The sequence below is a fragment of the Pseudomonas sp. 1 genome, assembly GCF_056626735.1.
In genome coordinates this window covers 413,845-435,049 of the sequence record NZ_JBWXMQ010000002.1, presented here as the reverse complement: position 1 = coordinate 435,049, position 21,205 = coordinate 413,845, and the positions used below count along the sequence as shown (strand labels likewise).

The 21,205-nt window shown below is 60.3% G+C and carries 16 protein-coding genes; 5 read left to right on the top strand and 11 right to left on the bottom strand.

Annotated elements, in window-relative coordinates; all coding sequences use genetic code 11:
* Positions 1-77 precede the first annotated feature (77 nt).
* The 9 genes from AC1MDC_RS05175 to mtnA form a co-directional block, all read right to left on the bottom strand.
* The gene (locus AC1MDC_RS05175) at positions 78-356 is read right to left on the bottom strand and encodes a hypothetical protein (RefSeq protein WP_085699939.1); all 279 of its coding nucleotides are present in this window, start codon (positions 354-356) and stop codon (positions 78-80) included.
* A gap of 204 nt (positions 357-560) precedes the next feature.
* A complete protein-coding gene (gene rpsA, locus AC1MDC_RS05170) occupies positions 561-2,246 on the bottom strand; it encodes a 30S ribosomal protein S1 (protein WP_085699937.1) in 1,686 nt (561 codons plus the stop codon).
* Between the two features lie 120 nt (positions 2,247-2,366).
* Positions 2,367-3,056, bottom strand: a complete 690-nt coding sequence (cmk, locus tag AC1MDC_RS05165) for a (d)CMP kinase (RefSeq protein ID WP_480392602.1) — start codon at positions 3,054-3,056, stop codon at positions 2,367-2,369.
* The gene (locus AC1MDC_RS05160; protein WP_234206545.1) at positions 3,053-5,260 is read right to left on the bottom strand and encodes a bifunctional prephenate dehydrogenase/3-phosphoshikimate 1-carboxyvinyltransferase; all 2,208 of its coding nucleotides are present in this window, start codon (positions 5,258-5,260) and stop codon (positions 3,053-3,055) included. The genes cmk and AC1MDC_RS05160 overlap by 4 nt, the downstream gene beginning before the upstream one ends.
* 28 nt (positions 5,261-5,288) lie before the next feature.
* Entirely contained in the window at positions 5,289-6,401 is a 1,113-nt protein-coding gene (hisC, locus tag AC1MDC_RS05155) for a histidinol-phosphate transaminase (protein WP_007950914.1), read from the bottom strand.
* Positions 6,402-6,413: 12 nt separating this feature from the next.
* The gene (pheA, locus tag AC1MDC_RS05150) at positions 6,414-7,508 is read right to left on the bottom strand and encodes a prephenate dehydratase (protein WP_007950913.1); all 1,095 of its coding nucleotides are present in this window, start codon (positions 7,506-7,508) and stop codon (positions 6,414-6,416) included.
* Entirely contained in the window at positions 7,508-8,593 is a 1,086-nt protein-coding gene (gene serC / locus AC1MDC_RS05145) for a 3-phosphoserine/phosphohydroxythreonine transaminase (protein ID WP_234205761.1), read from the bottom strand. The genes pheA and serC overlap by 1 nt, the downstream gene beginning before the upstream one ends.
* Before the next feature lie 64 nt (positions 8,594-8,657).
* On the bottom strand, positions 8,658-11,321 hold the full coding sequence (gene gyrA, locus AC1MDC_RS05140; protein WP_085699927.1) for a DNA gyrase subunit A: 2,664 nt from the start codon (positions 11,319-11,321) through the stop codon (positions 8,658-8,660).
* Positions 11,322-11,760: 439 nt separating this feature from the next.
* Positions 11,761-12,837 carry an S-methyl-5-thioribose-1-phosphate isomerase gene (gene mtnA / locus AC1MDC_RS05135; protein WP_085699925.1) on the bottom strand — a complete coding sequence of 359 codons (1,077 nt, stop codon included), beginning with the start codon at positions 12,835-12,837 and terminating at the stop codon, positions 11,761-11,763.
* Positions 12,838-12,945: 108 nt separating this feature from the next.
* Here mtnA and AC1MDC_RS05130 point away from each other — a divergent pair, with 108 nt between their 5' ends.
* From AC1MDC_RS05130 to AC1MDC_RS05110, 5 genes are all read left to right on the top strand, one after another.
* A complete protein-coding gene (locus AC1MDC_RS05130) occupies positions 12,946-14,280 on the top strand; it encodes a TRZ/ATZ family hydrolase (protein WP_227233187.1) in 1,335 nt (444 codons plus the stop codon).
* Between the two features lie 57 nt (positions 14,281-14,337).
* Positions 14,338-15,036, top strand: a complete 699-nt coding sequence (gene ubiG / locus AC1MDC_RS05125) for a bifunctional 2-polyprenyl-6-hydroxyphenol methylase/3-demethylubiquinol 3-O-methyltransferase UbiG (RefSeq protein WP_480392601.1) — start codon at positions 14,338-14,340, stop codon at positions 15,034-15,036.
* A 4-nt stretch (positions 15,037-15,040) separates the two neighbouring features.
* On the top strand, positions 15,041-15,712 hold the full coding sequence (mupP, locus tag AC1MDC_RS05120; RefSeq protein ID WP_085699919.1) for an N-acetylmuramic acid 6-phosphate phosphatase MupP: 672 nt from the start codon (positions 15,041-15,043) through the stop codon (positions 15,710-15,712).
* 90 nt (positions 15,713-15,802) lie between these two features.
* Complete coding sequence (locus tag AC1MDC_RS05115; protein WP_085705398.1) at positions 15,803-16,543, top strand: YciK family oxidoreductase; 741 nt, start codon at positions 15,803-15,805, stop codon at positions 16,541-16,543.
* 362 nt (positions 16,544-16,905) lie between these two features.
* Entirely contained in the window at positions 16,906-17,832 is a 927-nt protein-coding gene (locus AC1MDC_RS05110; RefSeq protein WP_085705395.1) for a GGDEF domain-containing protein, read from the top strand.
* Positions 17,833-17,892: 60 nt separating this feature from the next.
* Here AC1MDC_RS05110 and AC1MDC_RS05105 read toward each other — a convergent pair whose 3' ends face one another.
* Positions 17,893-18,687 carry an iron-containing redox enzyme family protein gene (locus AC1MDC_RS05105; protein ID WP_085705394.1) on the bottom strand — a complete coding sequence of 265 codons (795 nt, stop codon included), beginning with the start codon at positions 18,685-18,687 and terminating at the stop codon, positions 17,893-17,895.
* A gap of 46 nt (positions 18,688-18,733) precedes the next feature.
* The gene (locus AC1MDC_RS05100; protein WP_480392600.1) at positions 18,734-21,196 is read right to left on the bottom strand and encodes an EAL domain-containing protein; all 2,463 of its coding nucleotides are present in this window, start codon (positions 21,194-21,196) and stop codon (positions 18,734-18,736) included.
* Positions 21,197-21,205 lie beyond the last annotated feature (9 nt).

Sequence of the window (21,205 nt, the reverse complement as noted above, 5' to 3'; positions counted from 1 at the left end):
CCAGGGCTTGACATATCTTTCCGCTCGCCGAAACGCCCATTTTCAGGGCATCGGATCGCAAGCACGCCAACGCTTATTCACCGACAAATCACCAGCATGGTTCGAGTGACGTAGCCGGCAGGATTAAAGCCAAAGGGAAACTCATCCTCATCCCGGGCATCATCAGATCGCGTAATCACCTTATAACCCGCACCCTTGCACTCCTTGGCTGCGCGCTTCTGACACCTCTCCCAGCCCGACCCCAAACCCGAGCAATCGACTTCGATGCCGCTAACTCCGCGCACCGCATGGGTCTTGGCGCTGGTAGTACACCCTGCCAACACCAACACACCCAACAGAACTATAAACTTGTTCATTCACATCCTTATGCCAGGCGCCTGCCCGACTACCGCGATCTTCAGACTAAGCCTAGACGCGAATAGACGATTGATCCGATTAAAGAAACAGACCGCCGCACAAAGGGAATGGTTTCACCGGGACAACGCACAGCATGACGCCAAATAAATCACAGGCACAAAAAAGGGCGACCGAAGTCGCCCTTTTTAATGATCAGACAGAACTCAGTTCTGTTTGGCCATTGCTTGACGCAGCAGTGCCGCCATGGTGGTGTCAGCTGCTTCACCTTCCGGAGCTGCTTTCAGGCTCTGGATGGCTTCTTTCTCTTCAGCATCGTCTTTCGATTTGATCGACAGCTGGATTACGCGGCTCTTACGATCAACGCTGATGATCTTGGCTTCTACTTGCTGACCTTCTTTCAGAACGTTGCGCGCGTCTTCAACGCGGTCACGGCTGATTTCGGAGGCTTTCAGAGTCGCTTCGATATCGTCGGCCAGAACGATGATGGCGCCTTTGGCGTCAACTTCTTTCACGGTGCCAGTAACGATTGCGCCTTTGTCGTTAACCGAGACGTACTCGGAGAACGGATCGCTTTCCAGTTGCTTGATACCCAGGGAGATACGCTCACGCTCCGGGTCAACCGACAGGATAACGGTGTCCAGCTCGTCGCCCTTCTTGTAACGACGCACGGCTTCTTCGCCGGTTTCGTTCCAGGAGATGTCGGACAGGTGAACCAGACCGTCGATACCGCCGTCAAGACCAATGAAGATACCGAAATCGGTGATCGACTTGATGGTGCCGGAGATCTTGTCGCCCTTGTTGAACTGGCCAGAGAAGTCTTCCCATGGGTTCGACTTGCACTGCTTGATGCCCAGGGAGATACGACGACGCTCTTCGTCGATGTCCAGAACCATGACTTCCACTTCGTCGCCGACTTGTACGACTTTCGAAGGGTGGATGTTCTTGTTGGTCCAGTCCATTTCCGAAACGTGTACCAGACCTTCAACGCCTTCTTCCAGCTCAGCGAAGCAGCCGTAGTCGGTCAGGTTGGTTACACGAGCGGTAACGCGAGTGCCTTCTGGGTAACGGGCTTTGATAGCAACCCATGGATCTTCACCCAGTTGCTTCAGGCCCAGGGAAACACGGTTGCGTTCGCGATCGTATTTCAGAACCTTGACGTCAATCTCGTCACCAACGTTGACGATCTCGGAAGGATGCTTGATGCGCTTCCAGGCCATGTCGGTGATGTGCAGCAGGCCGTCCACGCCACCCAGATCGACGAATGCGCCGTAATCGGTGAGGTTTTTGACGATACCTTTGACTTGCTGGCCTTCTTGCAGGGATTCCAGCAGAGCTTCACGCTCGGCGGAGTTCTCGGCTTCCAGGACGCTGCGACGCGAAACGACAACGTTGTTGCGCTTCTGGTCCAGCTTGATGACCTTGAATTCCAGCTCTTTGCCTTCCAGGTGCGTGGTGTCGCGCACTGGACGGACGTCAACCAGGGAACCTGGCAGGAACGCACGGATGCCGTTAACGTCGACAGTGAAGCCGCCTTTAACCTTACCGTTGATAACGCCCTTGACCACTTCCTCAGCTGCGAAGGCTGCTTCCAGAACGATCCAGCATTCAGCGCGCTTGGCTTTTTCACGGGACAGCTTGGTTTCACCGAAACCGTCTTCAACCGAGTCCAGAGCAACGTGAGTTTCGTCACCGACGTTGATGGTCAGTTCGCCAGCTTCGTTGTAGAACTGCTCAAGCGGGATGAGCGCTTCAGACTTCAGGCCCGCATGAACGGTAACCCAGCCATTTCTGTCGTCGATATCAACGATAACGCCGGTGATGATGGAGCCTGTCTGAAGGTTCAGAGTCTTCAGGCTTTCTTCAAAGAGTTCCGCAAAGCTTTCGCTCATTTTAATTCCTGTTGATTAGGGCGAAAAATACGCCCATCTCCACATCCCAGACGATGCGGGTCAGTTTCATGTAAAGGAAGCCACCGCAGGACTATGACTGGTCCCCTGCGGCCTTCCTGGTCACCCGGCGATATCGCGAATGGCAATCTCGCTCATGATGCGTTCAAGCACCTGATCGATGGACAACTCCGTGGAATCCAGCTGTATCGCGTCGGCCGCCGGCTTGAGCGGGGCCACCGCTCGCTGGGTATCACGCTCATCGCGCGCACGGATCTCATCTAGCAGACTCGACAGACTAACACCCTCGACTTTGCCCTTCAACTGCAAATATCGACGGCGCGCCCGCTCCTCGGCACTGGCGGTCAGGAAAATCTTCAAGGGTGCGTTCGGAAAAACCACCGTTCCCATGTCGCGACCATCGGCCACCAGACCAGGCGTTTCCTGGAAAGCGCGCTGGCGCTGCAGCAGCGCCTCGCGAACGGCCGGCAATGCAGCCACCTGGGAAGCGCCGGAGCCGACGCTCTCGGTGCGAATGACATCGCTGACTTCGTCACCTTCCAGAATGATGCGCTGCAACTGACCGTCGGTCGCGGCGATGAACTGCACATCCAGATGAGCGGCCAGTTTCTTCAGCAGCTCTTCATTGGTCAGGTCGACACCATGATTGCGCGCAGCAAACGCCAGCAGGCGATAAAGCGCGCCGGAATCCAGCAGATTCCAGCCCAGACGCTTGGCCAGAATCCCGGCTACGGTGCCTTTGCCCGAGCCGCTTGGCCCATCGATGGTGATGACCGGTGCAATGTTGTTCACGACTGAGCCTCTTGCGCCACACGAATGCCGACCTGCGCGCACAGCGCCAGGAAGTTCGGGAACGACGTCGCGACGTTGGCGCAATCATGGATGCGGATCGGTGCAGTGGCGCGCAGCGAGGCCACGCTGAAAGCCATCGCGATGCGGTGATCGCCATGACCATGCACTTCGCCGCCGCCGATCTGGCCGCCGTCGATGATGATGCCGTCCGGGGTCGGCTCGCACTTGACGCCCAGCGCCAGCAAACCGTCCGCCATGACCTGGATACGATCCGACTCCTTGACCCGCAGCTCCTCGGCGCCGGTCAGCACGGTGCGCCCTTCGGCACAGGCCGCAGCCACGAACAGCACCGGGAATTCGTCGATGGCCAGAGGAACCAGCGCCTCCGGAATCTCGATACCCTTGAGTTTAGCTGCCCGCACGCGAAGATCCGCTACTGGTTCGCCGCCTACTTCACGCTGGTTTTCCAGGGTGATGTCGGCACCCATCAGGCGCAGGATGTCGATTACGCCAGTACGGGTCGGGTTGATGCCGACGTGTTCGAGCACCAGCTCCGAACCTTCAGCGATCGACGCTGCTACCAGGAAGAACGCCGATGACGAGATATCACCCGGCACTTCGATGTGGGTCGCAGCCAGCTTGCCACCGGACTCGACGGACGCAGTCGCGCCGTCAACGCTCACCGGATAGCCAAAGCCGCGCAGCATGCGCTCGGTATGGTCACGAGTCGGAGCCGGCTCGGTCACGGTGGTCTTGCCTTCGGCGTACAGACCCGCCAGCAACAGGCAGGATTTAACCTGGGCACTGGCCATCGGCATGGTGTAGGTCAGGCCTTTGAGCTTGTGACCGCCACGAATGGTCATCGGCGGACGACCGTCGGCAGCGGTTTCGATCACGGCGCCCATTTCCCGCAGCGGGTTTGCGACGCGATTCATCGGGCGTTTGGACAGCGACGCGTCACCGGTCAGGGTGCTGTCGAAGTCCTGCGCGGCCAGCAGGCCGGACAGCAGGCGCATCGAAGTACCGGAGTTGCCCAGATAGATCGGGCCCGGCGCCGGTTTCAGGCCATGCAGGCCGACACCGTGGATGGTCACACGGCCGTGATGCGGGCCTTCGATGACCACGCCCATGTCGCGGAACGCCTGCAAGGTCGCCAGGGCGTCTTCACCCTCCAGGAAGCCTTCGACTTCGGTGACGCCTTCAGCCAGGGAACCGAGCATGATCGAACGGTGGGAAATCGATTTGTCACCCGGTACGCGAATCCGACCGGACAGGCGGCCACCAGGTTGAGCCAGGAAGATCAGATCGTTGGAATTCATAGCGTCCACATAGGCCCTGCGGGCCAGGATTTTACTGAAATGCTCGCGGGCAACCCGGGCGCGCGTGAAGACGCCCAACAATTGGTGCCCATCCCCTGCATCGACCGCGTCGCGCAAGGCGTCGAGGTCGCTGCGAAATGTATCGAGTGTGCGCAGGACAGCCTCGCGGTTGGCGAGAAAGATGTCATGCCACATGACCGGGTCGCTTCCGGCAATTCTTGTGAAATCACGGAAACCGCCCGCAGCGTAACGGAAGATCTCAAGATTTTCATTGCGCTTGGCCAACGAATCGACCAGACCGAAGGCCAGCAAGTGCGGCAGATGGCTGGTCGCGGCCAGCACTTCATCGTGACGCTCGACCTGCATGTGCTCGACGTCGGCGCCCAGCTCGCGCCACAAGCGATCAACCACCGCCACGGCAGACGGATCGGTCTGCTCCAGCGGGGTCAAAATCACTTTATGACGGCGGAACAGCTCCGAGTTGGAGGCTTCCACCCCGCTCTGCTCGGAACCGGCAATCGGATGCCCCGGTACGAAACGCGTCGGCATGCCGCCAAACGCTTCGGTCGCCGCGCGCACCACATTGCCCTTGGCGCTGCCGACGTCCGTCAGGATTGCCTGCCCAAGATCCATGCCGGCCAGACGAGCCAGCACTTTTTCCATGGCCAGGATCGGCACCGCCAACTGGATCACGTCCGCGCCCTGGCAAGCGGCCACCAGATCGTCTTCGCAGCGATCCACCACGCCCAACTCGACCGCCAGCTTGCGCGATTGCGGGTCGAGATCAACGCCGACCACTTCGCGGCACACACCGCTTTCACGCAAGCCTTTGGCAAACGAACCACCGATCAACCCAAGACCGACCACCACCAGGCGCCCGATCATAGGTGCAGCAGATTGCAGCGCAGTGACATCACCCACGAGCCAGAACCTTGCGCAGCGCTTCGAGGAAGCGGCTGTTTTCCGCCGGCAGACCGATGGTCACCCGCAGATGGTTCGGCATGCCGTAGTTGGCCACCGGACGCACGATCACGCCTTCGCGCAGCAGACCCTGGAACACCGGAGCCGCCACTTGACCCAGATCGACACAGATAAAGTTGCCCTTGGACGGTATCCAGCTCAGACCCAGCTCGCGAAAACCCGCTTCCAGCTGCTGCATGCCGGACTCGTTGAGCTGACGGCTCTGCGCCAGATATTCCTCGTCCTTCAGCGCCGCACAGGCCGCGGCCAAGGCCAGGCTGTTGACGTTGAACGGCTGGCGTACACGGTTCAGCACGTCTGCCACTACCGGAGTGGACAGACCATAGCCAACGCGCAGCGCCGCCAGACCGTAGGCCTTGGAGAAGGTGCGCGAGACCAGCAGGTTCGGGTAAGCCGCGAGGAAGTCCAGACCATCCGGCAGATCGCTGCCTTCGGCATATTCGATGTAGGCTTCGTCCAGTACCACCAGCACATGCTCAGGCACGTCCTGCAGGAACTCATCCAGCGCTTCAGCGCCGAACCAGGTACCGGTCGGGTTGTTCGGGTTGGCGATGAACACGACGCGAGTGTTGGCGTCGATGGCCGCCAGCATGGCCGGCAGGTCATGGCCCCAATCCTTGGCCGGAACGACCTTTGCCTGAGCGCCGACCGCCTGGGTCGCGATCGGATAGACCGCGAACGCGTGCTCACTGAACACCGCATTCAGGCCCGGCGCCAGATAGGCGCGCGCCACCAGTTCGAGAATGTCGTTGGAGCCATTGCCCAGCGTCACCTGATTCAGCTCGACGCGACACTGCTCGGCCAGCAGGGATTTGAGTGCGAAGCCGTTGCCGTCCGGGTAGCGGGTCAGCTCGTCCAGCGCTTCGCGGATCGCGGCCAGCGCTTTCGGACTTGCGCCCAACGGGTTTTCGTTGCTTGCCAGTTTGACGATGCTTGCCGGATCCAGGTCCAGCTCGCGCGCCAGCTCGTCCACGGGCTTGCCCGGCACGTATGGCGAAAGTTGTTGCACGCCCGGCTGTGCCAGAGCGAGGAAGTTGCCACTCATTGCTACCACCCCTTAAAGAACTGCTTTCGGGTAGGAACCCAGCACCTTGAGTGCTACTGCTTCCTGACTGATCTTTTCCAGTACACCTTTGATCAGCGGATCACGGTGGTGACCGACGAAGTCGATGAAGAACACGTAGGTCCACTTACCGCTGCGCGACGGACGGGTTTCGATCCGGGTCAGGTCGATCCCGTTGTCATGGAACGGCACCAGCAGCTCATGGAGCGCGCCGGGTTTGTTGCTCATCGACACGATGATCGAAGTTTTGTCGTCGCCGGTCGGCGGCACTTCCTGGTTACCGATCATCAGGAAGCGCGTGGAGTTGTCCGGACGATCCTCGATCTTCTCGGCCAGACGCGTCAGGCCGTACAGCCCGGCCGCCATGTCACCGGCGATCGCCGCCGAGTTCCACTCACCCTTGACCCGCTTGGCCGCTTCGGCGTTGCTGGACACCGCCACACGCTCGACATTCGGGTAATGGGCATCCAGCCATTTGCGGCACTGGGCCAGCGACTGGGCGTGGGAATAGATGCGGCTGATGCTGTCGGTCTTGGTGTTTTCACCGACCAGCAGGTGGTGGTGAATCCGCAGCTCGACTTCACCGCAGATCACCATGTCGTGCTCAAGGAAGCTGTCGAGGGTGTGGTTGACCGCGCCTTCGGTGGAGTTCTCCACCGGCACCACGCCGAAATTCACCGCACCAGCCGCCACTTCACGGAACACTTCGTCGATCGCCGCCATCGGCTTGCTGATCACCGCGTGCCCGAAGTGCTTCATCGCCGCCGCCTGGGTGAAGGTGCCTTCCGGACCGAGATAAGCGACTTTCAGCGGGTTCTCGAGGGCCAGGCACGAAGACATGATTTCGCGGAACAAGCGCGCCATCTCTTCATTGCCCAGCGGCCCCTTGTTGCGCTCCATCACGCGCTTGAGGACCTGCGCCTCACGTTCGGGACGATAGAACACCGGCTGCTCGCCCTCGGCCAGACTGGCCATCTTGACCCGGGCAACCTCTTCGGCACAGCGCGCGCGATCGCTGATCAACTGGAGGATTTTCTCATCCAGGTTGTCGATGCGAACGCGCAGCGCCTTGAGCTCCTGCTCGGACATCAGGAATGCTCCTTCTCGAATTCAGCCATGTAGCCAACCAGGGCTTCGACGGCGTCCAGCCCCAGGGCGTTGTAGATCGAGGCACGCATGCCGCCGACCGAACGATGACCCTTGAGGTTGAGCAGGCCACGGGCGTCGGCGCCAGCCAGGAACGCTTTGTCCAGACGTTCGTCAGCCAGACGGAACGGCACGTTCATCCACGAGCGGGCGTTGGTGCTGATCGGGTTGGTATAGAAGTCGCTGTTGTCGATGAAGCCGTACAGGCGATCTTTCTTCGCCTTGTTGCGCTGCTCCATCGCGGCGACGCCGCCCTGCTCCTTCAGCCACTCGAAGACCAGACCCGAGAGGTACCAGGAATAGGTGGCCGGCGTGTTGTACATCGAACCGTTGTCGGCCGAAACCTTGTAGTCGAGCATGGTCGGGCACGAACTGCGGGCACGACCCAGCAGATCCTCACGAACGATCACAACGACGAGACCACTCGGGCCGATGTTCTTCTGTGCGCCGGCATAAATCAGGCCGTACTGCGACACATCGATCGGACGCGAGAGGATGTCAGAGGACATGTCGACCACCAGCGGAACGTCACCGGCCTCGGGAACCCAGTCGAACTGCAGGCCGCCGATGGTTTCGTTCGACGCGTAATGCAGATAGGCCGCACCCGGGGTCAGCTTCCACTCGTTCTGGCCAGGGATGGCCAGGTAGTCATAAGGCTTGGCGCTGGCAGCGACGTTGACGTTGCCGAAGCGACGCGCTTCCTCGATGGCTTTCTTCGACCAGATGCCGGTTTCGACATAGTCGGCAGTGCCGTTCTCGGGCAGCAGGTTCAGCGGAATCTCGGCGAACTGCTGGCTCGCACCGCCCTGCAGGAACAGCACTTTGTAATTGGAGGGGATGGACAGCAGGTCGCGCAGGTCTTGTTCCGCCTTCTCGGCGATGGCCACGTAGTCATCACTGCGATGGCTCATTTCCATGACCGACAGACCCTTGCCATGCCAGTCGAGCATCTCGGACTGGGCACGCAACAGGACAGCTTCAGGCAGCGCAGCGGGACCTGCGCAGAAGTTAAAGGCTCGTTTGCTCACATCCACTCTCGCTATGCAATCACGGTAGCGGACAGAGCAAACACTCTGCCCTGCTACGATTTGGTTAGTCTTGCGACTCTTCTTCGTCTGCGGCGTCCGCCTGCAGGTTGTCGACCGCATCGTCCGGTTCGGCGCCGGTCACGCCTTGTTCCAGCTCGACACCTTCTTCACCTTCCAGCTCGTCACCTTCGACTTCCGACGGTTCCTGGACTCGCTCCAGACCGACCAGGGTTTCATCCTTGGCCAGTTTGATCAGGGTCACACCCTGGGTGTTACGACCCAGGCTGGAAACTTCGTCGACACGGGTACGCACCAGCGTGCCCTGGTCGGAAATCAGCATGATCTCCTCGCCGTCGAGCACCTGAACTGCACCGACCAGACGGCCGTTACGCTCGTTGCTGACCATGGCGATCACGCCTTGACCGCCACGCTTGTACTCAGGGAACTCGGTGATCGCGGTGCGCTTGCCATAACCACGCTCGGAAGCGGTGAGGATCTGGCTGCCTTCTTCCGGGATCAGCATCGAAATCAGCTTCTGCCCTTCCGGCAGACGCATGCCGCGCACACCACGAGCGGTACGGCCCATGGCACGAACGTCGGATTCCTTGAAGCGAGTCACCTTGCCGCCGTCGGAGAACAGCATCACTTCACGCGCGCCATCGGTGATGGCCGCGGAAATCAGCACGTCGCCTTCGTCCAGCTCCAGCGCGATCAGACCGACGCTGCGCTGACGACTGAAGGATTCCAGTGGAGTCTTCTTCACGGTGCCGTTGGCGGTGGCCATGAAGATGTAGTGACCTTCGGTGTATTCCTCGACCGGCAGCATGGTGGTGATGTATTCACCGTCATCCAGCGGCAGCAGGTTGACCAGCGGACGACCACGGGCAGCACGGGATGCTTCCGGGATTTCGTAGGTTTTCAGCCAGTACACCTTGCCCTTGCTGGAGAACAGCAGCAGCGTGGTGTGGCTGTTGGCAACCAGCAGGTGAGCGATGTAGTCCTCATCCTTGACGCCGGTCGCCGATTTGCCTTTACCGCCACGACGCTGGGCCTGATACGCAGCCAGCGGCTGGGTCTTGGCATAACCGCCGTGGGAGATGGTCACGACGCGCTCTTCTTCCGGGATCATGTCGCCCAGGGTCAGGTCGAGACGGGCATCGAGGATTTCGGTGCGGCGCACGTCGCCGTATTCGGCGCGGATCACTTCCAGCTCTTCGCGAATCACTTCCATCAGGCGCGTGGCGCTGTTGAGGATGCGGATCAGCTCGCCGATCTGGTTGAGGATCTCTTGATACTCGGCCAGCAGCTTTTCGTGCTCCAGACCGGTCAGACGGTGCAGACGCAGCTCCAGAATGGCTTGCGCCTGTTCCGGCGACAGGAAGTACTTGCCGTCGCGCAGACCGTATTGCGGATCGAGGTTTTCCGGACGGCACGAATCGGCACCGGCGCGCTCGACCATGGTCATCACCGCACTGGATTCCCACGGCGTGCTGACCAGCGCTTCCTTGGCTTCCGACGGGGTCGGCGAGGCCTTGATCAGGGCGATGACCGGGTCGATGTTCGACAGGGCGACGGCCTGACCTTCGAGAATGTGACCACGCTCGCGCGCCTTGCGCAGTTCGAACACCGTGCGGCGGGTAACCACTTCGCGACGGTGACGGACGAAGGCTTCCAGCAGGTCCTTGAGGTTCAGGATCCGTGGGCGGCCGTCGATCAGCGCAACGATGTTGATGCCGAATACCGATTGCAGCTGGGTCTGGGCGTAGAGGTTGTTGAGGATCACCTCAGGCACTTCGCCGCGACGCAGCTCGATCACGACGCGCATACCGTCCTTGTCGGACTCGTCGCGCAGCTCGGTGATGCCTTCGAGTTTCTTCTCTTTTACCAGCTCGGCGATCTTCTCGATCAGACGCGCCTTGTTCAGCTGATAAGGGAGTTCAGTGATGACGATCTGCTGACGGCCACCGACCTTGTCGATGTCTTCAATGATCGAACGGGCGCGCATGTAAATGCGGCCGCGACCCGTGCGGTAGGCTTCAATGATGCCGGCGCGACCGTTGATGATCGCGGCCGTCGGGAAGTCCGGACCGGGGATGTATTGCATCAGCTCATCGACGGTCAGCTCAGGGTTGTCGATGAGGGCCAGGCAACCGTCGATGACTTCACCGAGGTTGTGCGGCGGAATGTTGGTTGCCATGCCCACGGCGATACCGCTGGAACCGTTGACCAGCAGGTTCGGCACGCGGGTCGGCATGACCGCCGGGATCAGTTCGGTGCCGTCGTAGTTCGGCACCCAGTCCACCGTTTCCTTGTGCAGGTCGGCCAGCAGCTCGTGCGCCAGCTTGGTCATGCGCACTTCGGTGTATCGCATGGCCGCGGCGTTGTCGCCGTCCACCGAACCGAAGTTGCCTTGGCCGTCGACCAGCAGGTAACGCAGGGAGAAAGGCTGCGCCATGCGGACGATGGTGTCATACACCGCGGTATCACCGTGCGGGTGATACTTACCGATCACGTCACCGACGACACGGGCAGATTTCTTGTACGGCTTGTTGAAGTCGTTGCCCAGCTCGCTCATCGCGAACAGCACGCGACGGTGCACGGGCTTCAAGCCATCGCGCGCATCCGGCAGCGCACGGCCGACGATCACGCTCATCGCGTAGTCGAGATAGGACTGTTTCAGCTCGTCTTCGATATTGACCGGGAGGATTTCTTTGGCCAGTTCGCCCATGAGAAGCCTGATTCCTTTTTCTGGTGAAACTTCGCCATATCCATAGGGGACGCACGAAGCTCGTCGATGCAGGCCGAGTGCCATGCGCCGACTTACGACAAATCGACAAGTTGACCCTGGATTTGCGCAGTGAAGACAACCCCGTGGGACTGCCTCGGAAAACGCCGGATGTTATCACAAGAGCCGCCACGCACCTATCCCCCAGATGCGCATGGAGCATAGTTAGATGACCGATGACAGGCTTAACGGGGACGAGAGAGGCTCAGAGCTTCCCTGAATGCAAATTTGAGGTCAGGTTTGGGGATGTTTATTGACATTTATGGCCTCATCGCTGGCACGTCGAGTCGTCGCACCGCAGCTCCCACAAGATCGGCGGCATGCACAAAACCTGCGGGAGCTGGCTTGCCAGCGATAGCGTCCGAACAGACGCCAGAGTCAATCAATGCAGGCGCTTGCGGCACATCAACTGCGCCATTTTCGCGGTATCCGGGCGCTCGACGATGCCTTTCTCGGTGACGATCGCATCGATCAGGTCTGCCGGGGTCACGTCAAAGACCGGGTTGAACGCTTCAACGTCAGCGCCGACGCGCTTGCCGCCAACTTCCAGCAATTCGGCGCCGGCGCGCTCTTCGATCGGGATGTCATCACCGCTGGCCAGATTCATGTCGATGGTCGAACTCGGCGCCACCACCATGAAACGAACGCCATGATGCATGGCGTTGACTGCCAGTTGATAGGTGCCAATCTTGTTCGCCACGTCGCCGTTGGCAGTGATCCGGTCGGCGCCGACGATCACCCAGGTCACGCCTTTGGTTTTCATGATGTGCGCGGCGGCAGAGTCAGCATTCAGGGTCACCGGAATGCCTTCATTAGCCAGTTCCCACGCGGTCAGGCGCGAGCCCTGCAGCCACGGCCGGGTTTCGTCGGCGTAGACGCGCTCGACCATACCCTCGATGAATGCTGCGCGAATCACTCCGAGTGCCGTGCCGAAACCGCCGGTGGCCAGGGCGCCGGTGTTGCAGTGCGTCAGAATGGCCTGGGCATTGCCCTGATGCTTGCGGATCAGGTCAACGCCGAGCTGGGCCATAGTCAGGTTGGCTTCGCGATCGCTTTCATGGATGGCGATGGCTTCGGCCTCCAGCGTCGCCAGCGGATCGGCGTTTTCTTTCAACCGGTCCAGCCGGTCATGCATGCGGTTCAACGCCCAGAACAGATTCACCGCCGTCGGCCGGGAATCGGCCAGCAGCATGAAATCCTCTTCCAGCGCCGCGTACCAGTCGCCACCTTCGGCAATCCGGGCACGGGCGGCCAGCACGATGCCGTAGGCCGCACTGATGCCGATGGCCGGCGCACCGCGCACTACCATCGAACGAATCGCCTCGGCCACGCCGGCGGCGCTGGTGTAGGCGATCCAGTTTTCCTCGAACGGCAAAACGCGCTGATCCAGCAGGTGGAGCGCGCCATCACGCCAATCGATGGCCTTTACTTTCTCCGCAGCCAACAGTCGATCGCGCATCCCTCACCCCGCACTCATGAACAAAAGCCGCCGATTATAGCGATCCCCCCGCGAAGACGCTCGGGTATACTTCGCCATCCTTTACATAAGCACTGGAACCGACCCTCGATGCCGAAACCTGCCGTTGCGCTCGACTTATTATTGCTGCCGACCTGGCTGGTACCCGTCGAACCTGCAGGCGTTGTGCTCAAGGAGCATGGCCTGGGCATCCGCGACGGCCGCATCGTGTTTATCGGCCCGCGCGCCGAAGCGCTGAAGTGTAACGCCGCCGAAGTCCGCGAACTGCCGGACGTACTGCTCAGTCCCGGTCTGATCAACGCTCACGGCCACGCCGCGATGACGCTGTTCCGCGGCCTGGCCGACGATCTGCCGCTGATGACCTGGCTGGAAAACCACATCTGGCCGGCCGAGGGCAAATGGGTCGATGAAGATTTTGTGCGTGACGGCACCGATCTGGCCATCGCCGAACAGATAAAAGGTGGCATCACCTGTTTTTCGGACATGTACTTCTTCCCGAAGGTTGCCAGCGAGCGCGTGCACAACAGCGGAATCCGCGCACAGATTGCGATTCCGATCCTCGACTTCCCGATTCCGGGGGCCGCCAGCGCCGATGAAGCCATTCGTCAGGGTGTCGAACTGTTCGGCGACCTCAAGCATCACGAGCGCATCAAGATCACTTTCGGCCCTCATGCACCCTACACGGTTGGCGATGAGAACCTGGAAAAAATCCGTGTGATCGCCGAAGAACTGGACGCCTCGATCCACATGCACGTCCACGAAACCGCTTTCGAAGTACAGCAAGCAGTCGAACAGCGCGGCGAACGCCCGCTGGCCCGGCTCGGTCGCCTCGGCCTGCTCGGCCCGCGCTTCCAGGCCGTGCACATGACCCAGATCAGCGATGACGACCTGGCGTTGCTGGTAGAAAGCAACACCAGCGTGATCCATTGCCCGGAGTCGAACCTGAAACTGGCCAGCGGTTTCTGCCCGGTCGAGCGCCTGTGGCAGGCCGGGGTCAACGTGGCCGTCGGCACCGATGGCGCCGCGAGCAACAACGATCTGGACCTGCTGGGCGAAACCCGCACCGCTGCATTGCTGGCCAAAGCTGTCGCCGGCTCGGCCACTGCGCTGGACGCCCATCGGGCGCTGCGCATGGCCACGCTGAACGGCGCGCGAGCCTTGGGGATCGAAGCAGAGACCGGCTCGCTGGAACTCGGCAAGGCGGCAGACATCGTCGCCTTCGACCTGTCCGGCCTGGCGCAGCAACCGGTCTATGACCCGGTCTCGCAGCTTATTTACGCCACCGGCCGCGACTGCGTGAAACACCTGTGGGTTGCCGGCAAGCAGTTGCTCGACGACCGCCGTCTGACCCGCCTGGACGAACAACAGCTCGGCGAAACCGCCCGAGCCTGGGGCCGACGCATCAGTGGCCACACCGAATCGTAAACACCCCGGGAAAAACTCCGGGGCTACAGCCTTTTTCAAGTTTTAGAGGATTGAATCATGAGCAACGTCGACCACGCCGAAATCGCCAAATTCGAAGCCCTGGCCCATCGCTGGTGGGACCGCGAAAGCGAATTCAAACCGCTGCACGACATCAACCCGCTGCGGGTCAACTGGATTGACGAACGGGTCAATCTGGCCGGCAAGAAGGTTCTGGACGTCGGTTGCGGCGGCGGCATCCTCAGCGAAGCCATGGCCCTGCGCGGCGCGACCGTGACCGGCATCGACATGGGCGAAGCGCCGTTGGCGGTCGCGCAACTGCATCAGCTGGAGTCCGGCGTGAACGTTGAGTACCGGCAGATCACCGCCGAAGCCCTGGCCGAAGAAATGCCCGAGCAGTTCGACGTCGTCACCTGCCTGGAAATGCTCGAGCACGTACCGGATCCATCCTCGGTGATCCGTGCCTGCTTCCGCATGGTCAAGCCCGGCGGCCAGGTGTTCTTCTCCACCATCAACCGCAACCCGAAGGCGTACCTGTTCGCCATCGTCGGCGCCGAATACATCATGAAGCTGCTGCCGCGCGGCACCCACGACTTCAAGAAATTCATCCGCCCTTCCGAGCTCGGCGCCTGGAGCCGCATGGCCGGCCTGACCGTCAAGGACATCATCGGTCTGACCTACAACCCGCTGACCAAGCACTACAAACTGTCGGCGGACGTTGACGTCAACTACATGATCCAGACCCTGCGCGAGGAGTAAGCCGATGGCCATCAGAGCAGTCCTTTTCGACATGGACGGCACTCTGCTCGACACCGCGCCGGACTTCATCGCCATCTGCCAGGCGATGCGCGCGGATCGTGGCTTGCCGCCGATGAACGACAAACACATCCGCGATGAAATTTCCGGCGGTGCCAAGGCCATGGTCGCGGTGACATTCTCGATGGATCCGGAGTCGCCGGGTTTCGAGGAACTGCGCCTGGAGTTCCTTGAGCGCTACCTCGTCGGTTGCGCCGTGCACAGCAAGCTGTTCGAGGGCATGGGCGAATTGCTGGCCGACATCGAGAAAGCCAATCTGGTCTGGGGCGTGGTCACTAACAAACCGCTGCGCTTCGCCGAGCCGATCATGCAGCAACTGGGGCTGGCCGAGCGCTCGGCACTGCTGATCTGCCCGGATCACGTGAAGAACAGCAAGCCGGATCCCGAGATGCTGATCCTCGCCTGCAAGATGCTTGATCTGGATCCGTCGACCGTTCTGTTTATCGGCGATGATCTGCGCGATATCGAATCCGGCCGTGACGCCGGCACCAGGACCGCTGCCGTGACCTATGGCTACATTCACCCGGACGACAACCCTCGGCACTGGGGCGCGGACGTGGTGGTGGATCATCCGCTGGAGCTGCGCAAGGTGCTGGATAACGCACTTTGCAGCTGCTGAGGCCTGACGCGGAGCGTTATTGGCTGCATTCCCGCGCCGACAGTTCGACGCCTCGACGTGGGAATGATCTGACTCTTGATGAGGTTTTTTATGTTTGATTACTCCGCTCGCCCCGAATTGCTCAAGGATCGGGTCATTCTGGTCACCGGTGCCGGTCGTGGCATCGGCGCGGCTGCCGCCAAGACCTACGCCGCCCACGGCGCGACCGTGCTGTTGCTGGGCAAGACCGAAGCCAACCTGACCCAGGTCTACGACGAGATCGAAGCGGCCGGGCATCCGCAGCCGGCCGTAATCCCGTTCAACCTCGAAACCGCCCTGCCCCATCAATACGACGAGCTGGCGGCGATGATCGAGACCGAGTTCGGCCACCTCGACGGCCTGCTGCACAACGCCTCGATCATCGGCCCGCGCACGCCGATCGAGCAGTTGTCCGGTGAAAACTTCATGCGCGTCATGCAGGTCAACGTCAACGCCACTTTCATGCTGACCAGCACGCTGTTGCCGCTGCTCAAACTGTCGCAGGACGCGTCGGTGGTCTTCACCTCCAGCAGTGTCGGGCGCAAGGGTCGTGCTTACTGGGGCGCCTATGGCGTGTCGAAGTTCGCCACCGAAGGCTTGATGCAAACCCTGGCCGACGAAGTCGAAAACGTGGCCCCGGTGCGCTCCAACAGCATCAACCCGGGTGCCACCCGCACCAGCATGCGCGCCCAGGCTTACCCGGGTGAAAACCCGCTGAACAACCCGACACCGGAAGAGATCATGCCGGTCTATCTGTACCTGATGGGCCCCGACAGCACCGGTATCAATGGCCAGGCCTTCAACGCCCAGTAATGCCATACGTCGCATTTGTTGCCGTGGCGGAATACCGTCGCGGCATGCAATTGCCGCTCTGAGCAGCGCAAACTCAGTCAAATATCCATCATCTTTACCGCCTACAAAGCCCCAACCTGTTGATTCAAAACGGTTTTCAAAAAATATGAACCGTATGGCACGACTTTCGCTCTACATTTCCTCAAAGCACGCCGAGTGAAGGCAGTCGGGCGAGGCCCGATTCGATAGCTGACTAATCGTCATCGCGCAGACTAAACTTGTGACAAATGTCCTACGGGACTGATGGATCAGTATGACGCGCAGCCCATAGCCGCTCTCACCCAGCCTGTAAGACAGACTTACTGCTTAGGGGCTCACGCCATATGAAATCACCCTCCCAGACCACTGCAATTGACTTCGACAGTGCCAAATTGCAACGCCTGGGCTTTGGTCAGCATCCGTCTCTGCTGGCGCGACCTGTCAGCCTGGCGCAATTGCGCCAGCAAATGAGCCTGCAACTGCAAACCAGCCTCGAGCCACAACGCATCCTCGGTCTTTTTTTCCGCGAAGTTCAGCGCCTCGTGCCGCTGGACGCTCTGACTTATGTGCACAGCGGCAGCGACCTGCGCCTGGAATTCGGCGCCCGCGGACACCACTCGGCCAGTTACAGCCTCAGTCACGAAGGCGAGCACATGGGTGAACTGGTATTCCGCCGCAACCAGCGCTTCAGCGAACAGGAACTGGGCAATCTCGAGTCGCTGCTGTCGGCCCTGCTGTATCCGATGCGCAATGCCCTGCTGTACCGTGCCGCCACGCAAAGCGCCTTGCGTGATCCGTTGACCGGTGCCGGCAACCGCATTGCCATGGAGCAGACGCTGCAACGGGAAATCGAAATGTCCCGCCGACACCTGCAACCGCTGTCGTTGCTGATGCTGGACATCGATCATTTCAAACAGGTCAACGACCTTCACGGCCACGGCGCCGGCGATGACGTACTCAAAGCCGTGGCCGCATCGATCAAGGGCCAGTTGCGCAATGTCGACATGGTGTTTCGCTATGGCGGCGAAGAGTTTCTGATCCTGCTGTCCAACACCGCTCGCGATGCGGCCGCCATGGTCGGCGAGCGCCTGCGTCAGGCAGCGCAGGCCCAGGATTACTACGCCAATAATCAATTGATCGAACTCACCGTGAGCCTCGGCTGCTCGACCCTGTTGCCGGGCGAATCCGCCGACAGCCTGCTGCGCCGCGCCGACAGCGCGCTATATGTCGCCAAGCGCGAGGGTCGCAATCGCCTGACCATGGCGGGCTGATTTTTCGCAGCCGACAAAAACGGGAGCCGAGGCTCCCGTTTTTTATTGATGTCGCCGAAATCAGCTCTCGACCAGCGCCCGACGCTCACGTCCGACCATCACCCGCTCCGACAGCTCAAGCTGCATGCAGCGCTCCAGAAACAGGTACATGTAGTCGTAGCTCTTGCAAATCGCCTGTCGCAGTTCCACCTGCAAGGCCTTGCTAGGGTTCGTCCCGGCCAGGGTGCAGATGATCTCCAGCGCTTCCCAAGGGTGGGCATCGTCGTACTGGGCGTGCATCTTCAGCCACTTCATCGCCCGCTTGCGATCCTCTTCAGGGAAGGCGGCGGCATAGACACCCGTCGAACACACCAGCGCCGACCACTCCCCGGTCGCGCCTTCGATGGCGTAGTTGGTGGCCGCAATGGCCACGATCAGTGAATCCGCCGAACTGGTGTGCCAGCACCAATGGCTCAGGGCATGCAGCTCCGGTGGCACTTGCTGCGCCTGCAAATCTTCCAGGCTCACCCCATGGGCCCGGCTCCAGTGCAGCCAGTAATCGGCATGGTTGAGTTCGACGCGGATGTTGCGCATCAACCAGCGCCGCGCCATGTCTTCACCCGGGTGACGGGCGAATTTGGTTTTGGTGAGGTTCTGCGCCATGTACAAGGCGAATTGCTCAACGACGGGCCAGCCCCCGATCAGGTACTGGCGCATGGTTTTGGCGCTGAGCTTGTTATCACGCATGCGCAGATAAAGTTCATGTTCGACAACCCGGCGTTTGCTCTCGCTGCAATCCTGGATCAACTGTTGCGCCCAGGCGGGATAACTTGCAGCTTCCATGAGTGGTCCGGTTCGGTTGAATGTGTCGATCACTGTTCGGCTCCTTTTGATTTGTGATTGTAAGGATCGGCAAGAGACTTCAACGGAATTTGCCAGGCGCCTTGAATAACAGTGGCTGCGGTCTGGCGGGCCGACTTTGCAAACTGTCACAGGTAAACAACTGCGGGCGTTCCACAACATAACCCTGAGCGTAATCCACGCCGATTTCAAGCAACGCCTGCTCGATCTGCGCCGTTTCAACAAACTCGGCAATTGTCTGCTTACCCATGACATGCCCGATGTGATTGATCACTTCGACCATTGCACGGTTAATCGGGTCGTCCAGCATATCCTTTACGAAACTCCCGTCGATCTTCAGGAAGTCTACAGGCAAATGTTTCAAATAAGCGAATGAAGACATTCCGGCACAAAAGTCATCGAGCGAAAAATAACAACCCAAGCCCTTGAGTTCATTAATAAATCTGATTGCACTACCGAGATTTGCAATGGCACTGGTTTCTGTAATTTCAAAACAAATCATTTCAGGCGGTATGCCGTAGTTATCAAACTGCTCGCGTAGAAAGTGCAAAAAAGCGTCATCTCCGATAGTAATGCCTGAAAGATTAATCGCACACATTGCCAGAGGCCCTTCGCACTCTTCGTTAATACATTGAGCAATAACCTTAAATACATTCTGCACAACCCAGCGATCCAATGAGGTCATCAAACCGTAACGCTCAGCCGCCGGTATGAAACTGTCCGGGAGAATCATCCGACCCGCTTCGTCATGCAGGCGCAGCAGAATTTCGATGTGCCCGCGGGAGCCTCCGGCAACCGAATTCAGCGGAGCGATTTCCTGGGCGTAGAGACAGAAACGGTTTTCCTCCAGGGCCATGTGCAGGCGTTGTACCCATGCCATCTCGCCGAAGCGCAGAGACAGCTCCGAATCGTCGGCGTGATAGACCTGCACCCGGTTGCGGCCCTTTTCCTTGGCCATGTAGCAGGCCATGTCGGCGGCCCGCAATGAGGCTTCGAGGGTGGTCGGGGTTTGCGCGACGTGCACCAGGCCGATGCTGACAGTGGTCAGGAACGGCCGGCCCTTCCAGACGAAATGCAGGTTCTGCACGGTCTGGCGCAGCCCCTCGGCGATTTTCTCGGCCGCCTCCGGCGCGCAGTTCTCCAGCAGGATGCCGAACTCGTCCCCGCCCAGCCGCGCCAGAGTGTCGCCCTCGCGCAGGCCCGATTGCAGCAACGCACAGATATGCCGCAACAACTCGTCGCCGGCCGCATGCCCGCAAGTGTCATTGACCAGCTTGAACTGATCGAGATCGAGGAACATCAGCGCATGCCGTCCCGGCTGCCGGGTCAGGTTGTGCAGGGCCTGTTCGAGGCGGTATTCGAACTCGCGACGGTTGGCCAGCCCGGTCAGCGCATCGTGAGTGGCCTGCCACGACAGATTGGCGATGTATTGCCGCTCCTGAGTCATGTCATGTAGCACCAGCACGGTACCGCTGACCTTGCCGGCGTTGCGGATCGGCGCGCCGACCAGGGTCACTGACACGGTGCTGCCATCCAGCCGCTGGATCAGCTTCGAATGCTCGCTGCCGCCCGTGAGCTGGCCGCTGAGAATGTGCTCGATCAGCGTCAACCCCTCACTCTGGGCGTTGTCATCCAGCAGGTTGAACAACGCCGCCAGCGGGAGACCGGCAGCCTGCTCGGCCTTCCAGTGGGTCAACGCCTCGGCGGCCGGGTTCATATAGTCGATCGCCCCGCTCACATCGGTGGTGATCACCCCGTCGCCGATCGAGTGCAAGGTGACATGGGCGCGGTCCTTTTCCAGTTGCAGCGCTTCGGCGAAAGCGTGCCGCTGCTTGAGCAATTTGCGGGTGCGCAGCAGTGCCAGCACAATCAGGCCCAGCGCGGTGGCAAGGTTGGTGAACAGCAGCAGGCGCAGGATCATCCGCGAGCCTTCGCCCAAGGCATCGCTGAACGCCTTGGCGGCCGGGGTCACGCCATCATTGATGGCAAAAATCCGCTCTTTCCAGCGCCGGATATCGGCCTCGGTGGCGGCATTGGCAGTGATGCGCTGATGCATCTCCTGCGCCACGCCGTCGAGCTCCACCAGATAGGCATCGCCCAGCGTCCAGCGGTCGATGGCGGTTTCCAGGTAACTGAAGTGACGGAAATTCAGGTACAGCCAGATCAGACTGGACACGTCGTCCGGATGATTGCCGCCCTTGAGGATGCCTTCGCGCGCCGCTTGCAGGTCGGGCGGTTGCTTGTCCAGCGCCAGACGCAACTGATGGCCACCCTGAGGCACGGCAATCGCGGTCTGGTATTTGAGGTAAATCGCCTCGTCTCGGCTGTCGGCATACAGATTGAGGTAATAGATGGCGTCTTTCTGGCCCTTGGACCAGAGGCTTTCGCCCGCCACATAACCTCGAACGGCCGACAGGACGTAAAGACTCACGCCCCCCAGCAAGGCTTGAAACAACACGACGGCAATGAATGGCCAGACGATGCCCAGCAACCGAGGCGTTCCGAGAGTCCGCTTTTGTTTCATTGGATTCCT

Bases quoted from the DNA above. Each gene is read 5' to 3' on its own strand.
- AC1MDC_RS05175 (WP_085699939.1), bottom strand. From the start codon at position 356: ATGAACAAGTTTATAGTTCTGTTGGGTGTGTTGGTGTTGGCAGGGTGT.
- rpsA (WP_085699937.1), bottom strand. From the start codon at position 2,246: ATGAGCGAAAGCTTTGCGGAACTCTTTGAAGAAAGCCTGAAGACTCTG.
- AC1MDC_RS05160 (WP_234206545.1), bottom strand. From the start codon at position 5,260: ATGATCGGGCGCCTGGTGGTGGTCGGTCTTGGGTTGATCGGTGGTTCG.
- hisC (WP_007950914.1), bottom strand. From the start codon at position 6,401: ATGAGTGGCAACTTCCTCGCTCTGGCACAGCCGGGCGTGCAACAACTT.
- pheA (WP_007950913.1), bottom strand. From the start codon at position 7,508: ATGTCCGAGCAGGAGCTCAAGGCGCTGCGCGTTCGCATCGACAACCTG.
- gyrA (WP_085699927.1), bottom strand. From the start codon at position 11,321: ATGGGCGAACTGGCCAAAGAAATCCTCCCGGTCAATATCGAAGACGAG.
- mtnA (WP_085699925.1), bottom strand. From the start codon at position 12,837: ATGCGCGATCGACTGTTGGCTGCGGAGAAAGTAAAGGCCATCGATTGG.
- AC1MDC_RS05130 (WP_227233187.1), top strand. From the start codon at position 12,946: ATGCCGAAACCTGCCGTTGCGCTCGACTTATTATTGCTGCCGACCTGG.
- ubiG (WP_480392601.1), top strand. From the start codon at position 14,338: ATGAGCAACGTCGACCACGCCGAAATCGCCAAATTCGAAGCCCTGGCC.
- mupP (WP_085699919.1), top strand. From the start codon at position 15,041: ATGGCCATCAGAGCAGTCCTTTTCGACATGGACGGCACTCTGCTCGAC.
- AC1MDC_RS05115 (WP_085705398.1), top strand. From the start codon at position 15,803: ATGTTTGATTACTCCGCTCGCCCCGAATTGCTCAAGGATCGGGTCATT.
- AC1MDC_RS05110 (WP_085705395.1), top strand. From the start codon at position 16,906: ATGAAATCACCCTCCCAGACCACTGCAATTGACTTCGACAGTGCCAAA.
- AC1MDC_RS05100 (WP_480392600.1), bottom strand. From the start codon at position 21,196: ATGAAACAAAAGCGGACTCTCGGAACGCCTCGGTTGCTGGGCATCGTC.